Annotated in this window: 20 protein-coding genes and 2 pseudogenes; 7 read left to right on the top strand and 15 right to left on the bottom strand. The window is 64.7% G+C overall.

Annotation, left to right across the window (positions count from 1 at the left end; genetic code table 11):
- Nucleotides 1-241: 241 nt before the first annotated feature.
- The 6 genes from GGR61_RS01985 to GGR61_RS01960 all read right to left on the bottom strand — a co-directional run bounded on the left by GGR61_RS01985 (nt 242) and on the right by GGR61_RS01960 (nt 5,277).
- Nucleotides 242-607, bottom strand: coding sequence for a hypothetical protein (locus tag GGR61_RS01985; RefSeq protein ID WP_184405762.1), 366 nt, complete (start codon nt 605-607; stop codon nt 242-244).
- Nucleotides 604-1,161: a polymer-forming cytoskeletal protein gene (locus tag GGR61_RS01980; RefSeq protein ID WP_184620285.1), complete on the bottom strand. Its 558-nt coding sequence runs from the start codon at nt 1,159-1,161 to the stop codon at nt 604-606. Before GGR61_RS01980 ends, GGR61_RS01985 begins: the two co-directional genes overlap by 4 nt.
- A 96-nt stretch (nt 1,162-1,257) precedes the next feature.
- Entirely contained in the window at nt 1,258-2,967 is a 1,710-nt protein-coding gene (locus tag GGR61_RS01975; RefSeq protein ID WP_184405766.1) for a diguanylate cyclase, read from the bottom strand.
- Between the two features lie 115 nt (nt 2,968-3,082).
- On the bottom strand, nt 3,083-3,409 hold the full coding sequence (locus tag GGR61_RS01970; protein WP_184405767.1) for a hypothetical protein: 327 nt from the start codon (nt 3,407-3,409) through the stop codon (nt 3,083-3,085).
- 228 nt (nt 3,410-3,637) lie between these two features.
- Nucleotides 3,638-3,979, bottom strand: a complete 342-nt coding sequence (locus GGR61_RS01965) for a hypothetical protein (RefSeq protein ID WP_184405768.1) — start codon at nt 3,977-3,979, stop codon at nt 3,638-3,640.
- A gap of 122 nt (nt 3,980-4,101) precedes the next feature.
- A complete protein-coding gene (locus GGR61_RS01960; RefSeq protein WP_184620284.1) occupies nt 4,102-5,277 on the bottom strand; it encodes a thiolase family protein in 1,176 nt (391 codons plus the stop codon).
- Nucleotides 5,278-5,438: 161 nt separating this feature from the next.
- Between GGR61_RS01960 and GGR61_RS01955 the strand changes: the two genes are divergently transcribed.
- Entirely contained in the window at nt 5,439-8,282 is a 2,844-nt protein-coding gene (locus tag GGR61_RS01955) for an autotransporter serine protease (protein ID WP_184620283.1), read from the top strand.
- Between the two features lie 107 nt (nt 8,283-8,389).
- Here GGR61_RS01955 and GGR61_RS01950 read toward each other — a convergent pair whose 3' ends face one another.
- The 3 genes and pseudogenes from GGR61_RS01950 to GGR61_RS01945 all read right to left on the bottom strand — a co-directional run bounded on the left by GGR61_RS01950 (nt 8,390) and on the right by GGR61_RS01945 (nt 10,321).
- Nucleotides 8,390-9,490, bottom strand: coding sequence for a Glu/Leu/Phe/Val dehydrogenase (locus tag GGR61_RS01950; RefSeq protein WP_184620282.1), 1,101 nt, complete (start codon nt 9,488-9,490; stop codon nt 8,390-8,392).
- Between the two features lie 156 nt (nt 9,491-9,646).
- Nucleotides 9,647-9,792 (bottom strand): annotated as a pseudogene (locus GGR61_RS21005) (2OG-Fe(II) oxygenase); the annotation flags it as partial.
- A gap of 1 nt (nt 9,793) precedes the next feature.
- A complete protein-coding gene (locus GGR61_RS01945; protein ID WP_184405772.1) occupies nt 9,794-10,321 on the bottom strand; it encodes a M48 family metallopeptidase in 528 nt (175 codons plus the stop codon).
- Nucleotides 10,322-10,665: 344 nt separating this feature from the next.
- Between GGR61_RS01945 and GGR61_RS01940 the strand changes: the two genes are divergently transcribed.
- Nucleotides 10,666-10,839 carry a DUF1328 domain-containing protein gene (locus tag GGR61_RS01940; protein WP_006452844.1) on the top strand — a complete coding sequence of 58 codons (174 nt, stop codon included), beginning with the start codon at nt 10,666-10,668 and terminating at the stop codon, nt 10,837-10,839.
- 152 nt (nt 10,840-10,991) lie between these two features.
- Here GGR61_RS01940 and GGR61_RS01935 read toward each other — a convergent pair whose 3' ends face one another.
- Nucleotides 10,992-11,246 (bottom strand): DUF2789 domain-containing protein, encoded by a 255-nt coding sequence (locus GGR61_RS01935; protein ID WP_184405773.1) that lies wholly within the window; start codon nt 11,244-11,246, stop codon nt 10,992-10,994.
- Between the two features lie 269 nt (nt 11,247-11,515).
- Between GGR61_RS01935 and GGR61_RS01930 the strand changes: the two genes are divergently transcribed.
- A complete protein-coding gene (locus GGR61_RS01930; RefSeq protein WP_184405774.1) occupies nt 11,516-11,782 on the top strand; it encodes a DksA/TraR family C4-type zinc finger protein in 267 nt (88 codons plus the stop codon).
- Between the two features lie 18 nt (nt 11,783-11,800).
- Here the strand turns inward: GGR61_RS01930 and GGR61_RS01925 are convergent, their stop codons facing one another.
- A complete protein-coding gene (locus GGR61_RS01925; protein WP_184620281.1) occupies nt 11,801-12,388 on the bottom strand; it encodes a mechanosensitive ion channel family protein in 588 nt (195 codons plus the stop codon).
- Nucleotides 12,389-12,623: 235 nt separating this feature from the next.
- Here GGR61_RS01925 and GGR61_RS01920 point away from each other — a divergent pair, with 235 nt between their 5' ends.
- From GGR61_RS01920 to GGR61_RS01910, 3 genes are read left to right on the top strand one after another with little or no spacing between them, the layout of a single operon-like run.
- Nucleotides 12,624-13,211: a sigma-70 family RNA polymerase sigma factor gene (locus tag GGR61_RS01920; RefSeq protein ID WP_184405776.1), complete on the top strand. Its 588-nt coding sequence runs from the start codon at nt 12,624-12,626 to the stop codon at nt 13,209-13,211.
- Nucleotides 13,208-13,732 (top strand): hypothetical protein, encoded by a 525-nt coding sequence (locus GGR61_RS01915; protein ID WP_184620280.1) that lies wholly within the window; start codon nt 13,208-13,210, stop codon nt 13,730-13,732. Before GGR61_RS01920 ends, GGR61_RS01915 begins: the two co-directional genes overlap by 4 nt.
- An 11-nt stretch (nt 13,733-13,743) precedes the next feature.
- A complete protein-coding gene (locus tag GGR61_RS01910) occupies nt 13,744-14,628 on the top strand; it encodes a DUF4097 family beta strand repeat-containing protein (RefSeq protein WP_184620279.1) in 885 nt (294 codons plus the stop codon).
- 64 nt (nt 14,629-14,692) lie between these two features.
- Here the strand turns inward: GGR61_RS01910 and GGR61_RS01905 are convergent, their stop codons facing one another.
- The 4 genes and pseudogenes from GGR61_RS01905 to GGR61_RS01890 form a co-directional block, all read right to left on the bottom strand.
- Nucleotides 14,693-14,878, bottom strand: a complete 186-nt coding sequence (locus tag GGR61_RS01905) for a hypothetical protein (RefSeq protein WP_010366034.1) — start codon at nt 14,876-14,878, stop codon at nt 14,693-14,695.
- Between the two features lie 190 nt (nt 14,879-15,068).
- Nucleotides 15,069-16,445, bottom strand: a complete 1,377-nt coding sequence (locus GGR61_RS01900; RefSeq protein ID WP_184620278.1) for an Hsp70 family protein — start codon at nt 16,443-16,445, stop codon at nt 15,069-15,071.
- 123 nt (nt 16,446-16,568) lie between these two features.
- A complete protein-coding gene (locus GGR61_RS01895; protein WP_184405779.1) occupies nt 16,569-17,042 on the bottom strand; it encodes a peptidylprolyl isomerase in 474 nt (157 codons plus the stop codon).
- Between the two features lie 259 nt (nt 17,043-17,301).
- A pseudogene (locus tag GGR61_RS01890) lies at nt 17,302-18,249 on the bottom strand (cation diffusion facilitator family transporter); the annotation flags it as partial.
- Between the two features lie 214 nt (nt 18,250-18,463).
- On the opposite strand from GGR61_RS01890, the gene GGR61_RS01885 reads away from it, so the two are divergent.
- Nucleotides 18,464-18,799, top strand: a complete 336-nt coding sequence (locus GGR61_RS01885) for a zinc ribbon domain-containing protein YjdM (protein ID WP_184405781.1) — start codon at nt 18,464-18,466, stop codon at nt 18,797-18,799.
- The last annotated feature ends 298 nt before the right edge of the window (nt 18,800-19,097 follow it).

Genomic DNA, 19,097 nt, shown 5'->3' with positions numbered 1-19,097 from the left:
GAATGGCGTGCAGCCAGGCGTCTATGCGTGCGCGCGCTCTGCAATACGCACAGCAGGCAAGAGGTCACCGCATCGCGTGCGATTTGTGGTGAGGCGCCACAGTTTCCGTGCGGATTGGCCGCCAGCGGCATGTAGCGAGCCGCCGCGCTTGCCCTGGCAGCAGGCAGCAGGCAGGCAGCATGCAGCACACGCTCCGCACCGCAGACGACCAACGCATCTCATCGCACCTGCATCGCACGCGCTAATGCCGCGTACGTCGTCCAGGCGTACGCACTGCAGTGGCCTCCACCGCCAAGGTAAACCCGCGTTCTTCACCGCCCAGCATCGCGCCGACATCCACGACCTGGCGACGGATCTCTTCGCCCTTGCCGTTCCGTACGATCACCACCACGGTGTATTCCAACGGATCGCCGTCGGCGGGATGACGGATGGTGCCATCGACCTTCAGTGGCACGATCGGCGCCGGCTGTGCGTGTTGCACAGCCGCCGAATCGAAGCGCAGGTGGTGCTTGCAGGCAGGGCAGACGCTGGCGCTTTCCAGAATCGTCGCCTTGCAATGCGGGCAGCTGCGCGTGGCACCGGGCGTGCCCGGGCGGGGCGCACTCATGTGGCGTCGTTGTCTCCGCCGACAGTCGCTTTGCTGGCACTGGCCGGCTTGCCGGTGTCATCGCCCCAACCGAAGTCGGCCTGGCCGCGCATGCGCGCGCCCGAGGCCACGGTCAGGCTGCCGGCCTTGACGTCGCCGACCAGCACGCCGGAGGTCTGCAATTCCACTTGCGCTGCCGACTCGATATTGCCCTCCAGCTCGCCGGCGATGATCACCTTGTTGGCACGCACGCCGCCGTTGAGCTTGGCGCCGCGCTCGATGGTGAGATCGCCCTTGACGTTGACGTCGCCCTTGAAGCGACCGGCCAGACGAACATGGCCGGCACCTTCAATCTTGCCTTCGATGCTGATGTCGGCGGCGATCAGCGATTCCTTCGCCTCGCCCTGGCGCTGCGGTGTCGCAGCGGCGGGCGCAACAGCGGCAGGCGCCGCGGCCGGCATCGGCGGAGCCGGGCTGGCCTCTGCATTGAATAGCCGCCCATCGGCGGCGGGGACGTCGGCTGCTGCCGGAATACCGTCTTTCTTGTTGGGACCTTGATCGCGCCACATCGACATCGGACTGCCTCGCTGGGGGTCAAGGCCCGACTATCGCTGCGTCGATCGATATTTTATGTGACAGCCTGCGCAATCCGACACCGACAGCGCGTCGACTCAGTCCGATATATCGGTCTGGCCACGGTGGCGCTCGATCCGGTTGCGACCGCGATGCTTGGCTGCATAGAGCGCGGCATCGGCCTTCTTGATCAGGTTCGCTCCCAGTTCGCCGTCGGCCGGAAAGCTCGCCACGCCGATCGAGGCGGTCACGCGCGGCAATGAGCGCGCACCATCGCTGACCGCCAGTACTGCGATGTCGCTACGAATCTGTTCGGCCACGCGCATGGCCTCGTCGCCCTCGGTTTCGGGCAGGATCACGGTGAACTCCTCGCCGCCGTAGCGGCAGGCCACATCTTCGGCGCGCAGGCGGGTCAGTAGCATCTCGCCGACCGCAGCCAGCAACAGATCGCCGCCGGCATGCCCCTGGCTGTCGTTGAATTGCTTGAAGTGATCGATATCGAGCATCAATACCGACAACGGCAGACCGCGTCGCGCGCAGCGCGCCAACTCGTGACTGAGCGATTCTTCCAGATAGCGTCGGTTGTACAGCCCGGTCAGCGCGTCGCGGATCGATTGCCGGCGCAGCGATTCGCGCAGGTGCAGATTGCTCAATGCCAACGACAGCTGCTCGGCGGCCGCTTCGGCGATCTCCAGCCGTGGCATCGGGCCTGGCCCGGGGCAGGACAGGAACAGAAAACCGAGTTGGGTGCCTTGCGCGGACATCGGCAGGCAGGCGGTGGTGATCGATGCATCCATTTTTGGCGCATCGATATGCGCGCACAGTGCATCGCGGCGCAGGTCTTCGATGACGTGCGGCTGGCCGCGTCGCAATGCCCAGCACTCTTCCGGCATCAGGTGCGGCGCGCTGTGGACAAGGGGCTCGCCCCAATGGCTGATCGCTTCGGCACGATCCTGCGAGGCGCGCAGCAGATAGACGCTTCCGGCCACACCCGGCAGCAGACTGGCCAGGGTGCGGCTGGTCACCACCAGCGCCTCTTCTGCGCTGATGCAGCTTTGCAATAAACCGGTGTAACGGCTGAGCAGATTGAGGTCTGCCGTACTGCGCTGCAGCGCGCCGATGCTGTCGCCCAACTCGCGATTGGCCTGCGCTGCCAGCTGTTCGGCCTGCGCCCGGTTGCGCAGTTCGCGCATCAGCAGCGCATACACCGTGCCCACCACCGCCAGGCCGAACGGGATGCCGGCCAGGGCCAGCACCAGCAACAGGCTGGCGCTGGCATCGCTGCTGTGTGCACGTTGCGTCAGCAGTTGCTGTTCGCGCTGCACCATGGTCAACGCCTGTTCGCGGATGGCGCTGGTGGTGCGGAATGCGGTTTGCCGGATGCTGGTGCGAGCCGGCTCCAATCCGCCTTGCGCATACGCATCGAGCACTTGCTGGATCTGCTCAAGGCGCGTCTCCACCAGGCGCTGCAAGGTGGCCAGGTGGGCGACCTGGGACGGATTGTCGGCAATCAGGCGACGCAGGTTGTCGAACAGGATCGGCAGACGATCGACACTGGTTTGGTAATCCAGCAGATAGGCATCGTTGCCGGTGAGCAGGAAGCCGCGTTGCGCCGATTCGGCATCCAGCGCGCGCGCCTGGATCTCGTCGACCCGGCCGATGACTTCATGGGTATGCGACACCAGTGCGGCATCGGCCAACGAGCGCCGCGCACCGATGAAAATACCGATGCCGATGGCAATGAAGATGAGCGCAGAGAACACCAGCGCAACTTGGTTGCGGTAGCGCGAGACGAGGGAAGAGTGCATCCGCCAATGCTAGCCTGCCAGGCTCAACAACACGAGTTCACTATTGCCCGGAGATGGACGCGCCGGCATGTTGGATGCCGGCGCGTCTGCAACATCATGCGGTCAGGCGTTGCGCTCAGTGATCCGTATGCTCGGCGTCGTGCTTGTCGGCATTCTGTTCGGCCTTGTTGGCCATCTCACGGGTCTTGTCGGCGGTGGCGTCTGCGGCGTTTGCAGTGGCGCGGCTGGCGTCGGCAGCCATCTCGCGCGCGGCAACGCGCGCGTCGGCAGTGGCTGCCTTGGCCTGCACGGCGGCGCGATCGGCGGCTTGTTCGGTTGCAGCAGCGGCGTGTTTGGCTGCGGATGCAGCATCGCGTTGTGCCTGCTCTGCGTCAGGGCCCTGGCAGGCGGCGAGAGTGAGGGCGGCAATGGCGCTCAACGACAGCATGCGGATCGTCTTCATGGGTGGTCCTGTTCCTGTTCCGGTGTTGGAAGGCGGAGCTTATGCACGAGCCGATGCAGCCTGCGTCAATGCGCGGCCTGCCATTCAGCCCCCGGGCGGCATGCGGTGCCTACCCGACGCAACAGATCCGGTTGAATCGCGCCGGATGCCCCCACCCAACGCGCAGGCAAAGAAAAAGCCGCTGGAAACCAGCGGCTTTTTCCGAACTCGCCTGGAGCTAAGAAGTGATTACTTCTTGGCTTCCTGAGCGGTGTCCTTAGCAGCTTCGGCGGTGTTTTCAGCCGTCTTGGCAGCGTCGGCAGCCTGGTCGGCAGCAGCGTCGGTCGCGGCGCCGGAAGCAGCCTGAGCAGCGTCAGCGGCGGTGTCGGCCGAAGCAGCAGCGGTGTTGGCGGCAGACTGAGCGGCGTCAGCCGACTGCGAGCCCGAGGCAGCAGCCTGGTCAGCAGCGGTCTGTGCGTCGGTAGCAGCTTCGTTAGCCGAAGCAGCAGCGTCCTGAGCCTGTTCCGGCTTCGAGCAAGCGGTCAGGGCCAGGCCCAGAGCCATTGCGATCAGCAGCTTGTTAATGGTCATTGTTTCAATCCTCGTCGTTAGATTAGGCAACGCGCTATTGCGCGCCCCCGACATGATGACGGCCACAAGACCAGTGTCAAGCGCACGCGCATTCAGTTTTGCAAAATCGCCGTTAAAAACAATTAAATCAATTCGATAGCGATGGCTGTCGCCTCGCCACCGCCGATGCAAAGCGTCGCGATTCCGCGCTTGCCCCCGCGTCTGCGCAACGCGTTCACCAATGTCACCACCAGGCGCGCGCCCGATGCACCGATCGGATGACCCAATGCGCAGGCACCGCCGTGCACGTTGACCTTGTCGTGCGCGATGCCGAGTTCGGCGATCGGCGCCATCGCCACCACCGCGAACGCTTCGTTGATTTCGAACAGATCCACCTGGTCCAGTTGCCAACCGATCTTGCCGATCAACGAGGTGATCGCCGCGACCGGCGCAGTGGTGAACCACTCAGGTGCCTGCGAGTGGGTGACATGCCCAACGATGCGCGCCAGCGCTGTCACGCCACGACGTTGCGCCTCGTCGGCGCTCATCAACACGGTGATCGCCGCGCCGTCGGAAATGCTGGAGGAACTGGCTGCGGTGACGGTGCCGTCCTTCTTGAACGCCGGTTTCAGCGTTGGAATCTTGGCGGTATCGGATTTGCCCGGCTGCTCATCGGTGTCGACAATCACCTCGCCCTTGCGCGTAGCGACCGTGACCGCAACGATTTCGTCAGCGAATGCACCGCTGCGCTGCGCGGCCTGCGCACGTTCGACCGAGGCGATTGCAAAGGCATCCTGGTCGGCGCGGCTGAAGCCGAACTTTTCGGCAGTGGCTTCGCCGAACACGCCCATGGCCTGGCCGTCGTAGGGATTGGTCAGGCCATCCCACGCCATGTGATCGATCGCCTGGAAATTGCCGTAGCGGTTGCCGGTGCGCGAGTTGGGCAGCAGATGCGGCGCGTTGCTCATCGACTCCATGCCGCCGGCCACCACGATGCTGGCCGAGCCGGCTTTGATCAGGTCGTGTCCGAACATGATCGCCTTCATGCCCGAGCCGCACACCTTGTTGATGGTGGTGGCACCGGTCGAAGTGGGAATGCCTGCGGCGATCGCGGCCTGGCGGGCCGGTGCCTGGCCGAGGTTGGCCGGCAACACGCAGCCGACGATGACTTCTGAAACGTCGGCCGGCGCGATCCCCGATTGCGCCAGCGCGCCCTGGATCGCAGTGGCGGCGAGCGTCGGTGCCGGCACTCCGTTGAATTGACCGAGGAACGATCCGATGGCAGTGCGTTTGGCAGCAACGATGACGATGTCGGACATGAGTGGATACCGTTGAAAGTGAAACGATTATCTGCCTCGTGGCCGATTCGCGCCAGCACACGACAGGGCTGCGACAGCGGCGCGCCGATGCAGTATAAAGACGGCGTTCGGGCCCGGGGTTGGGCCCTATCCATGGAATGGGTTCGGGGAGAACGCTTCAAATGAACAAAACACACGTCGCCAGGACCGTCCTGGCCTCGGCGTTGGCTGTTGCCTTGACCGCGTGTGGCGGTGGCGGCGGCGGAAACGGTGGTGGCATTCGTCCCACCACACCGACCGCACCGCCTCCGACCTCGCCGCCACCGCCGCCGCCGTCGACCTCACCACCGCCGCCACCGCCGGCTCCGACGACGCCAGAGCCTGCAATCGACGCGCATCTGGCGTTGACCAATGCACGTGCCGCACAGGCATTGGGTTTCACCGGCGCCGGTTATCGCATCGGCGTGATCGACACCGGCATCAACGCCATGCATCCGGCGCTGCAGGGAAAGGTCAGCGACAGCTTCATCTACGTCGATCCGCGCGAGAACAACATCGCGGTGGGCGATGTGGTGGGGCACGGCACGGTGGTCGCCGAACTTGCGGCCGGGCGTGCCGTGGGCCAGTGGCCGGGTGGCATCGCCAGCGGCGCAGGACTGGTGTCCGCACGCATCATCAGCGACGAGCCTCCGGACGATGACGGCAGCGGCAACGGCAATGAAATCGATGGGCCGCTCGGCCTGGCCGCAGTGCATGCCGACCTGATCGGCGCGGGCGTGCGCATCATGAACAATTCGTGGGGCGGTCTTTACTGGACCAATCCGACGGTGACCGACCAGGTCGCACAGGAATACCGGTCGTTCGTGATCGATAACGATGGCTTGGTGGTGTTCGCCTCCGGCAATGAATCCAGGATGCAACCGTCGGACACGGCCGCGTTGCCGAGCCAGCCCGGCCCCAATGGCACGCTGCCGGCCGCCGATCTGGAGCGCGGCTGGCTGGTGGTCGGCGCGCTGGATACCGCCAATCCCACGCAGCTGGCGTCGTATTCCAATGCCTGCGGCGTGGCGATGCGTTACTGCCTGGTGGCACCTGGGACCTCGATATTCATCGATCCCGATGCCACCGCCAGCAACATCCGTTACTTGTACGGCAGCGGCACCTCGTTTGCCGCGCCACTGGTCTCTGGCGCAGCGGCATTGGTGTGGCAGGCATTTCCGTACTTCAACAACGATCTGGTTCGACAGACGTTGTTGGGCACCGCCACCGATCTGGGCGCGACGGGCGTGGATGCGACGTTTGGTTACGGCCTGCTCAACGTGGGCAAGGCGGTACTGGGGCCGGCACGTTTCGATTGGGGCACGGTGGATGTCACGGTCAACAGCTTGCGCTCGACCTGGGCCAATGACATCAGCGGCGCCGGTGGCCTGACCAAACGCGGCACCGGCACGCTGGTGTTGAGCAGCGAGGCCAATACCTTTACCGGCGACACCCAGGTCCTCGGCGGCACCTTGCAGACCGCCAGTCTGCAGAGTGCGCGCGTCGGCATCGCCAATGGCGCGACGCTGATCGGTGCAGGCACGATCGGTGGCAGGGTGGATAACGCCGGCACGCTGCAGGTCAACAGTGCGACGCTGTCTGTCAATGGCAATTACACCCAGGCCGGCAATGGCCGCCTGGCGTTGAACGTGGGCGATCGTATGAACGTCATGGGCACCGCGACGATTGCCGGCGATCTGCAAGTGCTCGGCCGGCGGGACTACGTGATCGACAACAACAGCTATACCTTGCTGCAAGCGACCGACGGCCTGCAGGGCAGATTCGATTCGCTGAGTAGTGGGCCGGCTGTCACCTTCCTCGATGCCAATCTGACGTACGACAGCAACAATGCGTATCTGTCGTTGCGGCGTATGGACGTCACTGCCGTGGCCAACACGCTGGGCATGACCGGCACTGCGGCGATGGAGTCGGCAGTGCGCGTGGAGCAGGCGTTTCAGCAAGTGGATGCGCAGCGGCTGAAGGGCAATGGCGCCATCAGCAGTGGCTTCATTCGGGCTGCGGCCGCCTTGCAGCAATCGCCCACCGCCAAGGCGGCGGCCGATTCGCTGCGCAGCCTGTCCGGTCGTGCGCATGCCGAGTCGGCTGCGATGACCTTCGACACCATCGATCTGGGACGGCGTGCATTGGCCGCGCATTTCGATGCGCTGTCGCAGCAGCCGCGTGTGTTGGGTGTGTGGCAGCGTGCGCTGGGCGGGCCTGGCGAGGGCGGAGTGACCACGGCGGGGTTTGCGACCTCCGGCTGGATGATGGGCAACGATCTGCACCTGGCATCCGGCGCGGTCACCGGCTTTGCCTTCGGCGAAACGCGCTCCAACAGCCTGGGCGATCTGGATGGCGCGCGCGGCCGCGATCGTCAGGTGCAAGGTCAGCTGTATTGGGGCACCACGCTGGGCTCGGCCTATACGCTGGGCCAGTTGGGGTTTGGCAATGTCGATCGTCAGATCGAGCGCAGCCTGCAGTTCGGCGAAGAGCGCAGCAGCGCGTTCAGCGACTACAGCGGCAGTTATCTCAGCGGCAATCTGGAAACCGGGTATCGCTGGGGCGGTGCGCGCGCAAGCCTGACCCCGTACATGGGCCTGGATTATGTCCGCCTGCGCAGCGAAGGTTTCCGCGAAAGCGGTGGTGAAGGCTTCGGGCTGCGCGCCGATGCAAGCACCTCCTCGCGTACCCAGGTTCTGGCCGGCGTGCGTTCGGCGTATCGCTGGCGTGGCATCCAGTTGGGTGGTTATGCCGAGTGGCAACAGGCGTTGAGCAGCGAAGGCTTGATGCTCGATGCCAGCTTCATCGGTGTGGATGCCTGGGCACCGCTGCGCGGCATGCAGCCGGCACGATCGGGCGGCTTGTTCGGCATCGCGGCCTCTGCGCCCTTCGGCAATCAGAGCCAGCTGCGTTTCGGTTATGACCAGCGTGTGGGCGAGCGCGGCGACGATCGCGCGCTGAGCCTGAAGTACAGCGCCGATTTCTGATCGGTGTGCATGACCATGACGCCCGGGTGCAATCCCCGGGCGTCAGGTGTAAGTCGGCGATTGCGTCATCGCACGTGTCCTCAAACGCGGCCCGCCCATTGGCGTGCTTATTCGCCGCGCAATTTATGCAGAAAGCGCGGTGCGGTGCGGCCCAGCGGCAGTTTGAGCTTGCTGATGGCCTCGATGCGCGCCTCGGCGATCTGATCGGCCGCCTGCTGCGGCGACACGTTCAGGTGAGTGGACAGGTCGAACACCTTTTCCAGGTTGTGATAGATGCTGCGGATCAACCGCATCGCACGTTCGCGGTTGTAGCCGTCGATCTCCAGCGACACATTCATCACGCCACCAGCGTTGACCACGTAGTCGGGCGCGTAGAGGATACCGCGCCTGTGCAGTTCGTCGCCGATGGCGGCACTGGCGAGCTGGTTGTTGGCGGTGCCGCAAATGATCTTGGCCTTGAGCCGCGGCAGCGTGTCTTCGTTGATCGCACCTTCCAGCGCGCACGGCGCGAACACGTCGGCCGGCACCTGGTAGATCTCGTCGATGCTCACCGCTTCGGCGCCGTATTCGGACACCGCGCGGTCCACCAGCGCAGGGTTCAGATCGGCCACATAGAGCTTGGCGCCGCGCTCCTTGAGCAGTTTCACCAGTTCCATGCCGATATGGCCCAAGCCCTGGATCGCAATACTGGCCTTGCCGACTTCTTCGTGTCCGAGTTTGCGATTGAGCGATGCCATCAGCGCCTGCAGCGCGCCATAGGCGGTGAACGGAGCCGGGTCGCCGGAGCCGCGATGCACCTGGTGCACGCCTGTGACGTACTCGCTCTCCAGGTAGATCTGCTCCATGTCGTTGACATCGGTACCGACGTCCTCGGAGGTGATGTAGCGCCCGCCCAGGGTGTCGACAAAACGGCCGAATGCGCGGAACAGCGCCTCGCTCTTGTCGGTCGTGGGGTCGCCGATGATCACCGCCTTGCCGCCGCCGACGTTCAATCCCGCCAGTGCGTTCTTGTAGGTCATTGTGCGGCTGAGCCGCAGCGCGTCGTTGAGCGCGTCTTCGCTATTGGCGTATGGGCGCATCCGCACGCCGCCCAACGCTGGCCCGAGGCGGGTGCTGTGCAGCGCGATGATCGCCTTGAGGCCGGCATCGCGGTTGTGACAGAAAATCACCTGCTCGTGGCCGGTGGTGTCGAGGGTTTCGAAAAGCATCGAAGGCTCCGCGGGGCTGCGTGATGTGCCTTCCCTGAGGCCGGGCCGGAACCCGTGCAATGGGAAACAAAAAACGCGACGTCTGCAGACCCTGTCCGATCACGTCGCGCTGCAACATTTTAAACCACGTCGGCAGGGGCTTGTGTATGAATCTGTTCACCAATGCCGATGGCGTTGCGGTCGAAACCACGCGGTTCCCAGCCATGTGCTCCCTGCGACGACCGGCAGGCCGCGTGCAGTGCGTCGGGATCGGGCCGGCCATCGGCATGCAGGGTGTCGAAGCACATTGCCGACCCGGCGCGATCAACGGTTCGCCGACAGCGCCAGGTGGGTCAGATACAGGCGCAGGTCGAACTCCAGTTGGTGGTAATCCGGCGTCATGTGGTTGCACAGCTGATAAAACGCCTTGTTGTGATCTGCCTCCTTCAGATGCGCCAGCTCGTGCGCAACGATCATCTGCAGAAACGGCTCCGGCGCATCGCGGAACACCGAGGCGATACGGATCTCGCGGCTGGCCTTCAAGCGGCCGCCGTGTATGCGCGAAATTGCAGTGTGTGTGCCCAGGGCGTGCTTCACCACCTGTAGATGGTTGTCGTACATCGCCTTGTGCAAGGTGGGCGATGAGCGCATGTAGCGCTCCTTCATGGCCTTGACGTAGTCGTACAGATGACGATCGGTGCGGATCGCGTGTCGGTCCGGGTAGCGCCGCGCCAACACCGCTGCAAGTTTGTCCTGCGCAATCAGTTCGCGGACCTGATCCAGGACGTTGGGCGGATAGCCGGCGAGGTAACGAAGAGTGTCCATGGCGATCGGCTGTTGCGATGCACGCATGATCGCTTATGCGTGTGCTGGATGCGAATCGATGCTGGTCGGCGGGACGCCGTCAGCAGGTGCGCCGCGCATCGCCTGCGCTCCACGGTGCGAGCGCCAGTGAGGGGGATGGATTGCGTGAAAGCGAACGTCGGTCAGGCGATGCATGTTGTGGCGAGGCTCGGCCTGTTGCGCGCCACTGGCGTATCGGTTGCTCTGAACCAAGCGCGCGTATGTCTGCGTGTGTCATGCGTATTCACGAATGCGGCACATCGCGATGGGTAGCGTGCAGCGCATGTTTTGCGGCTGCGTGCCGCGAACAACCGACTGAACACCGGCAACGTGCCGCATGAGGAGACAGCAACATGATCAAGTGGGCCATTATCTTCGCCATCATCGGACTGATTGCCGGTGCGCTCGGATTCGGCGGCATGGCGGGCGCTGCGATGGGAATCGCCAAGTTCCTGTTCTGGGCCGGCATCATCATCGCCATCGTGCTGTTCGTGCTGGGTGTGACGATCGCCAAGAAGGTGACCTGAGATCGGAGCGCATGGCCGGCGGTTCGCTGCCGGCCGCGCAACCCGAAAACAACGAAGGAGCGGCCCGTGGCCGCTCCTTTTTCGTCGCAAGTGTCGGAAGCCGATGTGGGCGCGTCGTGAGGCGATCCCGACGGTACAGACGGCTGATCCCCTCAGACGCCTGTGTTCTCGGCGGTGGTATGCAGGGCGATATTGAGCTGGTCGATGGTCACGATCCAGTCGGCATCGTCGAGGCGCTCTTCACGTAGAAGTTGTGCCTGCGCCGGCGTCCAGAATTCAGCTTCTTCCAGCCGTATGTCACCCGGTAGCGGAGAGTGCTCGGCAATAAAATCACGAATGCTGGCCTCATCGGACGGCAAGCCAAGCTGGGCGAACAATTCGGAGAACGGGTGGACGGGCTGTTCCATTGCAGATTCCTCGGGAGTGCGAATGACTGAGAGCGGCCAATAAAGGTCGCAAGCGAGCGTTGGCGGGAGCGAACAAGCCGGGGCACCACGATGCACACGCGGTACTTGCCGATTCCAGCTTGCGGCTGCGCCCGCTAGACAGTGAGCGCAGCAACCGTTGGCCGCTCTGAATGCTAGAGCACCGGACTTGAGCGCGCTGTGCACGTGCAGCTTGGATTTTCCTGCACCGATGACCATATTTGTCCCCTGACCAGCGAGGTAAGGCGATCATGGCGACCGGATGGGCGGGTGATGGAGCAGTGCAGGATCAGATCGATGCCACTGTGGACGATGCGATCAAGCGCGCGCGAAGCCAGTTGCACCAGGGCCCGAGTCTGACCCAGTGCGAAGAGTGCGACGCTGCGATTCCCGAGGCACGCCGCAAGGCCGTGTCAGGGGTGCGCCTGTGTGTGAACTGCCAGGAAGCGCACGACATCGAACAGGCTGCGCAGGGCGGCTATAACCGGCGCGGCAGCAAGGACAGTCAGCTGCGTTGATGCCTTGGCTGCGTGTCGTCAGTTGGCGTTGAAGCTGCTGGTTTCGCGCCAACGGCGCGTGGTGCGCTGGAAAAACAGGCTATTGGGCACTTGCAGCACACTGCCGGCGTGATCGCCGGTCTCTTCCAGCGTCGTGTAGATCACGTTGATGTCGATCACGCGGCCTTTCAAGCCCGGCTTGTCGCCACCTTCGAGCAATTCGATGTGATCGTGCAACCGGAACGGCCGGGTGGTGATGATCAGGAAGGTGCAGAAGATATTGGACAGCACGCTCCACGCCGCGAAAAACGCCACCGCGCCGACCGCAGCGAAGCCGGTGAACGCGGTCCACAAAGTGTCGCTCGACACGCCGAGCACGTGCAGCACCATCAAGACGGCAGTGACCGAAATGACGAAGCTGCCCACGCGACGGATGCCGATGGTCATTTCTGCCGGTAGCTTGTAATGCGTGCACAGGCGGCGCAGCAGCTGCCGCAGCAGTAAGCGCGCCAGTGCGGCAACAGCGAGTATCAAGACGATCTTGACCGTTGGCACCGCGACCGCCAGCCATTCCATATTCCAGTGCGGCAACAGGCTGCGGATTATTGCGGGCAAGGCATCGGACATCTCATCAAGGCAGGTTCACAGGGGGCGCCCATTGTAACGGGGCCGCCGAAGGGCTGTAGCTGCGCGGGGTGAATGCAGTGTCGTTTGATCGCGGTGGTTGTGGGCGTCGCGTTCGCTCGGCGACCGGGTGTCTGGCGGTCATCACGCCCGAGCGCTGCCCGGGCATCGCTGCGCCTGGACCAAGCAGCGTGCGTCGGGTTTAAACCTTTTTGCTGCCTGGCGCATCGAACTGGATATGCTCGAGACCTCCATGCCCAGCGATGCTCCAGGTTGCGCCAGCTCCGCCGACCGCGACGACGCGGTGCTGGCACGTGCGGCTGCGGCCGGAGATCGGGCTGCGTACGAGGCAATTTACCGCCGCCACTCGCCGCGCCTGTATGCGGTGGTCTGGCGGTTATGCGGTGGCAATGCGGCGCGTGCCGACGATGCGCTGCAGGACACCTTCATCGCCGCATGGAAGGCGTTGCCGCACTTCCGCTTTCAGAGCGCGCTCGGCACGTGGCTGCATCGTCTGGCGGTCAATACCGCGTTGATGGAGCTGCGTGCGCGGTCGGCGTCGAGCGACCATCTGGTGGACGATGCCGATGGCGAGATCCTCGCGGCGATTGCAGGCGCCACGCGCTGCCAATCGACCGGGATGGATCTGGAGCGTGCGCTGGCAACACTTCCGCCGCGCGCACGTGCCGTGTTGGTGTTGCACGATCTCGAAGGCTGGAAACACCAGGAAATTGCCGACGAACTGCAGATGGCGGTCGGTAGTTCCAAGGCGCAACTGCATCGCGCGCGCGGCTTGCTGCGTGCGCGGCTGGGAGAACACACATGAATCACGATCTGGATGCTCCGTACGATGCCGACGACGCTGCGCTGGTTGCGCGTTTGCAGGCATTGCCGCAACAGCGCCAGCCACCGGTGCAGATGTGGGACCGCATCGCGCCGGCATTGACGCCGCGCGTCGACGGAATCGCAGTGGCCCCGCGCCGTCGTGCGTGGGCCTGGCCTGCGCTGGGCGCGGCGCTTGCCGCTGCGCTGGCATGGGTGGTCATCGTGCCTGGGCTCGATCGGCATGCACCGGCGCTACGCCCTGCGCAGCCGGCATTGGTTGCGCAAGCGCAAGCGCTGTCCGGGCAATACCGGCAGGCGATCGCCGCATACCCGGTGCAGCAGGTGCCAGCCGATTTGCGCCCGGCGCTCGACGAGCTGGACCACAGCGCGCAGGTCATCCACGCAGCCATCGCAAAGGACCCGCGTTCTGCATTTTTGTTGTCGCAACTGCAACGCACCTATGCGAAGCGGCTGCAATTGACCCGTCTTGCCGCACAGGGCGAGACGTCTTTCCCCAGCTAAGGAGCCTGCCCATGCGTTACGCCCGTCTTTCCCTGTTGCTTCTGGCCGCGCTGTGCATAGCCCCGGCCGCCGCGCAGACTGCGGTCAAACAGTCCCATCCATTGGCACGCGGTGGACGCGTGGAGCTGGAGAACATCGCCGGGCAGATCCGCGTACGCGGCTGGGACCGCGACGAGGTTGCATTGACCGGCAGCCTGGGCCAGGGGCAGCGCCTGGAGGTCGACGAAAGCGCGGATCGCCTGCAATTCGAAGTGGTCTATCCGCGCAACAGCCGCAATAGCAAGGGCGCCGAGCTGGAATTGCGGGTGCCGCGCGATGCCTTGCTGCAGGTGGATGCGGTCAGCGCCTCGGTGGATGTGGCGCAGGTGGATCTGGCGCGGTTGCAGCTCAAGTCGGTCAGTGGCGATGTGGTCGCTGGTGGACGCGCCCGGGAAGCGCAACTGGAAACCGTCAGCGGCGCATTGCGCAGCACGGTGGCCAGCGGGCGGCTGACCCTGGGCACGGTCAGTGGGCAGGTCGAGGCGCCCTCTGGCGCAAGCGGTGTGGTGTCGGTGGAGTCCGTTTCCGGTCAGATCCGGGTCGGTGCAGGCCAGGTGTCGCAATTGCGCGCGCAAAGCGTGTCCGGCGGTACCGCGTTGACGGTCGCCGGATTGGCGCCGGGGGGCAGCATTTCCGCAGAGAGCGTCAGCGGCACGGTCACGCTGGGGGTACCGCGCAACGTGTCGGCAGCGCTGGACGTGGAGGTTTTCAGCGGCGATATCCGCTCGGTGGTCGGGCAGGTGACGCAACCGGAGTACGGCCCCGGCAAGCGCTTGAAGGCAAGGCTGGGGGCGGGCAATGGCGACATCCACCTGCAGTCGCATTCGGGCTCTGTGCGCATCGATTACAGCAACTGAGGCCAGAAACACACGTGCCACCTTGCGGTGGCACGTGGGCACGACTTCTACTTCGGGGTAACGCTTAAGCGATCTTGTCGCCGTCGTTACGCGCCGGGCCGAAGTTGGTGGTGAGCACTTCGATCCGGCCGCCGGTCTTGCGGAACGCGGCGATGTCGGCAGCAATGCGCTCACGGCTGAGCGGCTGCGACTTACCTTCGCTGCGAGCGATACTGGGCTGGGATTTCTGCTTGGTCGCGGGACGTGCCATGTGGCCTCCTGTAGCGGGGAAGTGCGGTGACACCGCGTGCGGCTAGGGTGGCGCGCGCGTGAAGCGGTGTCGAGAGAAGCGATCGCGTTCGGTGCGCAATCGCGGCGGCACGGCGGGCGTGCCTTGCAGACAAGACGGTGGGCCGTCTAGCAACAACCACTAATTATAGGGGCTGGGGCGTCGGCGTGTGTTAACCGTCCGACGGACGGGCCGCATGCGCCGTTGCCCAGGCCAGACCCTGCACCACACCGAAGGACGGATCGCCCTGCACCATGCGCGATTCCGGGAAGGCCGCCGCCACGGTGTCGCGGAGATAGCCGGCGCGCGACATGCCGCCGGTCAGGAACAAGGTTGCCGGCGGCGCAGCCATATCGGCACGCACCTGCGCCAGCAACCCCTGCAGCTCGGCCACATAGTTGGAAGCGGCCGCGACCAGCGCGCTGGCCTGCACGTCCACCTCCAGCCCGCGTTCGATGAAGTCCAGCGCCGTCTGCTGCCGCTCGCGTTCGCTGAGCGCGATCTTGCAGCTCTCCACGCCCCGATACAGGCGCGCGGTATTGCCGGTGTCCTGCAGGGCCTGCAGACGCTTGTCGAACGGAGCGGGGACGTCCTGATAGGTGTGCAGGCGGAAGTCGCGCTGGCGGGTCATGTCCTGCACCATCGCCGCTTCCACATAGTGATGGGTCGGCACGCGGGTGATGCCACGGCCGAACAGCGGCATGTAGGCGGCCAGACTCAGTGCCAGATCGATATCGGTACCGCCGCGCGCGATGCCCCAGGCACGATGCACCTGGGGCGCAGCGCTGCCGCCGACGCTGGCATGGGCGACGTCGGTGGTGCCGCCGCCGATATCCACCACCACGGTGTCGTGGCGGGTGTCGTGACTGACGTGGTAGTGCATCGCGGCTGCAGCGGGTTCTTCGAGAAAATCCACGCTGTCGAAACCGGCGGCGATGGCTGCTGTCTGCAGGATTTCCAGTGCCTGCGCGTTGCCGGCCTCGCCGATCGAACTGCGGAACTGCACCGGGCGGCCCAAGGTCGCGCTGCGGATATTGATGTCGAACTGGCGCGATGCGGTGAGCCGGATGTGCTCCAGTACATGCGTGGCGATCCCGGTGATGGTCTGGCGCGCGCGCGGATGCAGGTTGTAGCCGAGCATCGATTTGGGGCTCTGCACCAGGCTGCCCTCGCCTTCGAGGAAGTAGGCATCCAGCGCCTCGTCGCCATACACCGCGTTCTGCAGCAGGGCGGCGGAACTGCGCGGCTCGCGTACCTGTTCTTCCATCCACTGCCGACGCACGATGCGGAGCGCATCGCGGCGCAGACTGTCGTTATTGGAGGTGCGGCCGGCAGCGGTAGCGTCGCGGCGGGCCGAGTCGATCAGGCGCTCCACCTCGTATTCCAGCGCCGGGGTGAGGCTGAAGTTCTCCGGGTCGCGCATGGTGTCTGGAAAGTACACCGTGGTACGGAACTGTAGGGCGTCACCGAAGCGCACCGGCACCACCTGTCCGTCGACGATCGCGGCGGCGGCGGAATTGCTGGTACCGAAGTCGATGCCGAGTTTCATGCAGGCAAGCCATGTGAGCGGGCCGCGCACTTTACTACGCCTGCCGCATCCTCCGTCGAGACCGGCAGGCGCCCAACGTGCGGCCGTTGTGCCGCGCACCCACAGGGCACGCAGCGCAGGGGATCAGGCCGCGATGTCGTCGACGTGGCCCTGGTTCAGTTCGTCGGTGGTGGCCTCGCGCACCTGTACCACTTCCACCGCAAAATGCAGCGTCTGCCCTGCCAGCGGGTGGTTGCCGTCGACCGTGACCTTGTCCGTGCCTACCTCGGTCACGGTGACCAGCACCGGTCCTTGCTGGGTACGGGCTTCGAACTGCACGCCCGGCACGACCTCGACATCGGTCGGAAATGCCTCGCGCGGGACATGCTGGATCAGCTGTTCATGGCGCGGACCATAGCCCTGCTCGGGCGCCACATCGGCGTTCAGCGTGTCGCCGACGCGCTTGCCGTCCAGCGCCTGCTCCAGGCCAGGCACGATATTGCCGGCGCCGTGCAGATAGCTCAGTGGCGTGTCCGGAGTCGAACGGTCGAGCACCTGGCCGGTGTCGTCGGAAAGGGTGTAATGAATGGTCGCAACGCGACCCTGGCTGATTTCCATTGGAAACCTCCATGAAGTAAAAAAGGGAGATGCGTCGGCTGAGTCACGACGCCAGGAGATGATGCCCGCACACGGTAGGCAATCGGTTTGGATGATGCAACCGCAGTGGCGTGCGCGGTTATGCCGATGATCAGCTTGGTCGCGGCGCTGTCAGCCTGTTGTGCACGCAGTGCGCGCACGACGGCATGTAACGCCAACGTGCGCGCCTGGACCTGCGCCCGCCTGGGATCACACGACACACCCGCACCATCCGCGCACGCTATTGCCCGTGCGCGCCGCGCTCGATCTGGGTGCGCCGCGCGTGCCAGGTTTCCGGTGTCTGCGGTTTGATGAACAGGGCGGTGAGCTCAGGGTGTTTGCGTTTGGCAGCCGCTTCGATACGGCCGACGCAGGCTTCGATCTGCGGCGTGGTGCGGCTGTCCTCGAACTCGGCGCTCAGTGCGGCCACCACTTGGTTCGGGCCCATCTGCATGGTGAGCACACCGTTGGCGGCGCGCACATCCGGGTCGCTGGCGGCGATGCACAGCAGCGATTCGGAGACGTGCGCATGTGCGGGCTCGCCGATCAGCAGGCCCTTGGTTTCGCGCGCCAGCAGGAACGCGGTGAAGGCGAGCACACCGGCAATGCCGATCGAGGCGATGCCATCGAGCGCGGGCATGTCCAGCAACTGGGCGCCGGCCAGGCCCAGTACGGCCATCAACAGGCCGATCAATGCGGCGCTGTCTTCCAGCAACACGGTGAACGTACTGGGATCCTTGCTTTGCCGAAACGCCTGGAAATAGCCCATGCGTCCCTTTTTTGCGCGGAATTCGCGCAATGCCACTCCCCAGGAAATGCCTTCGAACACGATCGATACGCCAAGTACGATGTAGGCGACCAGATGGCTCTTGGCCGGCTCGGGATTGCGCAGATGCACGATGCCTTCGTACAGCGACACGCCTGCGCCCATCGCAAAGACCAGTAGCGCGACGATGAAACTCCAGAAGTACAGTTCGCGCCCGTAACCGAACGGGTGGGTCGGAGAGGGCGACCGCGCAGCACGCCGCAGGCCGTACAGCAGCAGCACTTCGTTGATGGTGTCCACCAGCGAATGCACGCCTTCGCTGAGCATTGCCGAACTGCCGGAAATGCCGGCGGCAATGAACTTGGCCACCGCGATCGCCAGGTTGCCGGCCAGTGCGACGTAGACGACCAGGTGCGAGCCCTTGGCCTTTGCGGCAGCGGGAGGCGTGGGGTTGGAAGGACCGGGGCGCTGGTCGATGGTGCCTGACTCGGCGCCGGGAGGGGGTGCTGATGGGGTGGACACACGCGGCCTGCAGGACATTCTTCAAGCCGCGCACTATCGCGCCGTGGCCGTCCCCGGTGCGTGAGCACCTGGGCGGAAGGCTACAATCCACGCCCCTCTACGCTCAAGGAATCGCATGTCTTCCGTTCCCGCCTGTCCGCAATGCGGTCTGGACAACACCTATGCAGACGGCGCGCTGTCGATCTGTGCGGACTGCGGTTTCGAATGGACTGCAGGCGAGGCTGCGGCGAATACGACGGTAGTGCGCGACAGCAACGGCAATGTGCTGCAGGCCGGCGACACGGTGACGGTGATCAAGGATCTGAAGGTCAAGGGGTCGTCGATTCCGCTCAAGCAGGGCACGGTCATCCGGAATATCCGCCTGGTCGAAGACGATGCCGAGCACATCGAGGGCAACTCGGAAAAGATCAAGGGATTGGTGTTGAAGAGCTGTTTTCTGCGCAAGGCATAGGCGTCGATGATCCTGGCCGGCCTTCGCTGACATAGGCTGACGCGCCATTGCAGCCGCAGCTTTGCGCGGCCAGCACGTTGGCATCCGGGTGCGCGGCTCGCTGCGGACAGTCCCGTGCCAGCCGCCGCCATTGTTTTCCGCACGGGCCAGGGTGCGTGCATCGCGCTGATGCAATGCAGGAGAGAGTGCGCACATCCAGACACGTGGCATTCGGAGCCGGCGGGCGCAGCGCCGGCCCGCCATAACGCCCGATGTGCGGCCCAATCGCGCGCTGCCTGGCAACGCTGCTGCGAATCGA

Origin of the sequence: Xanthomonas sp. 3058 (assembly GCF_014199765.1) — a bacterium.
GTDB classification, from domain to species: Bacteria; Pseudomonadota; Gammaproteobacteria; order Xanthomonadales; family Xanthomonadaceae; genus Xanthomonas; species Xanthomonas campestris_B.
Note: the sequence above shows the minus strand (reverse complement) of the source record. Positions and strands in the feature narration are given on the sequence as shown.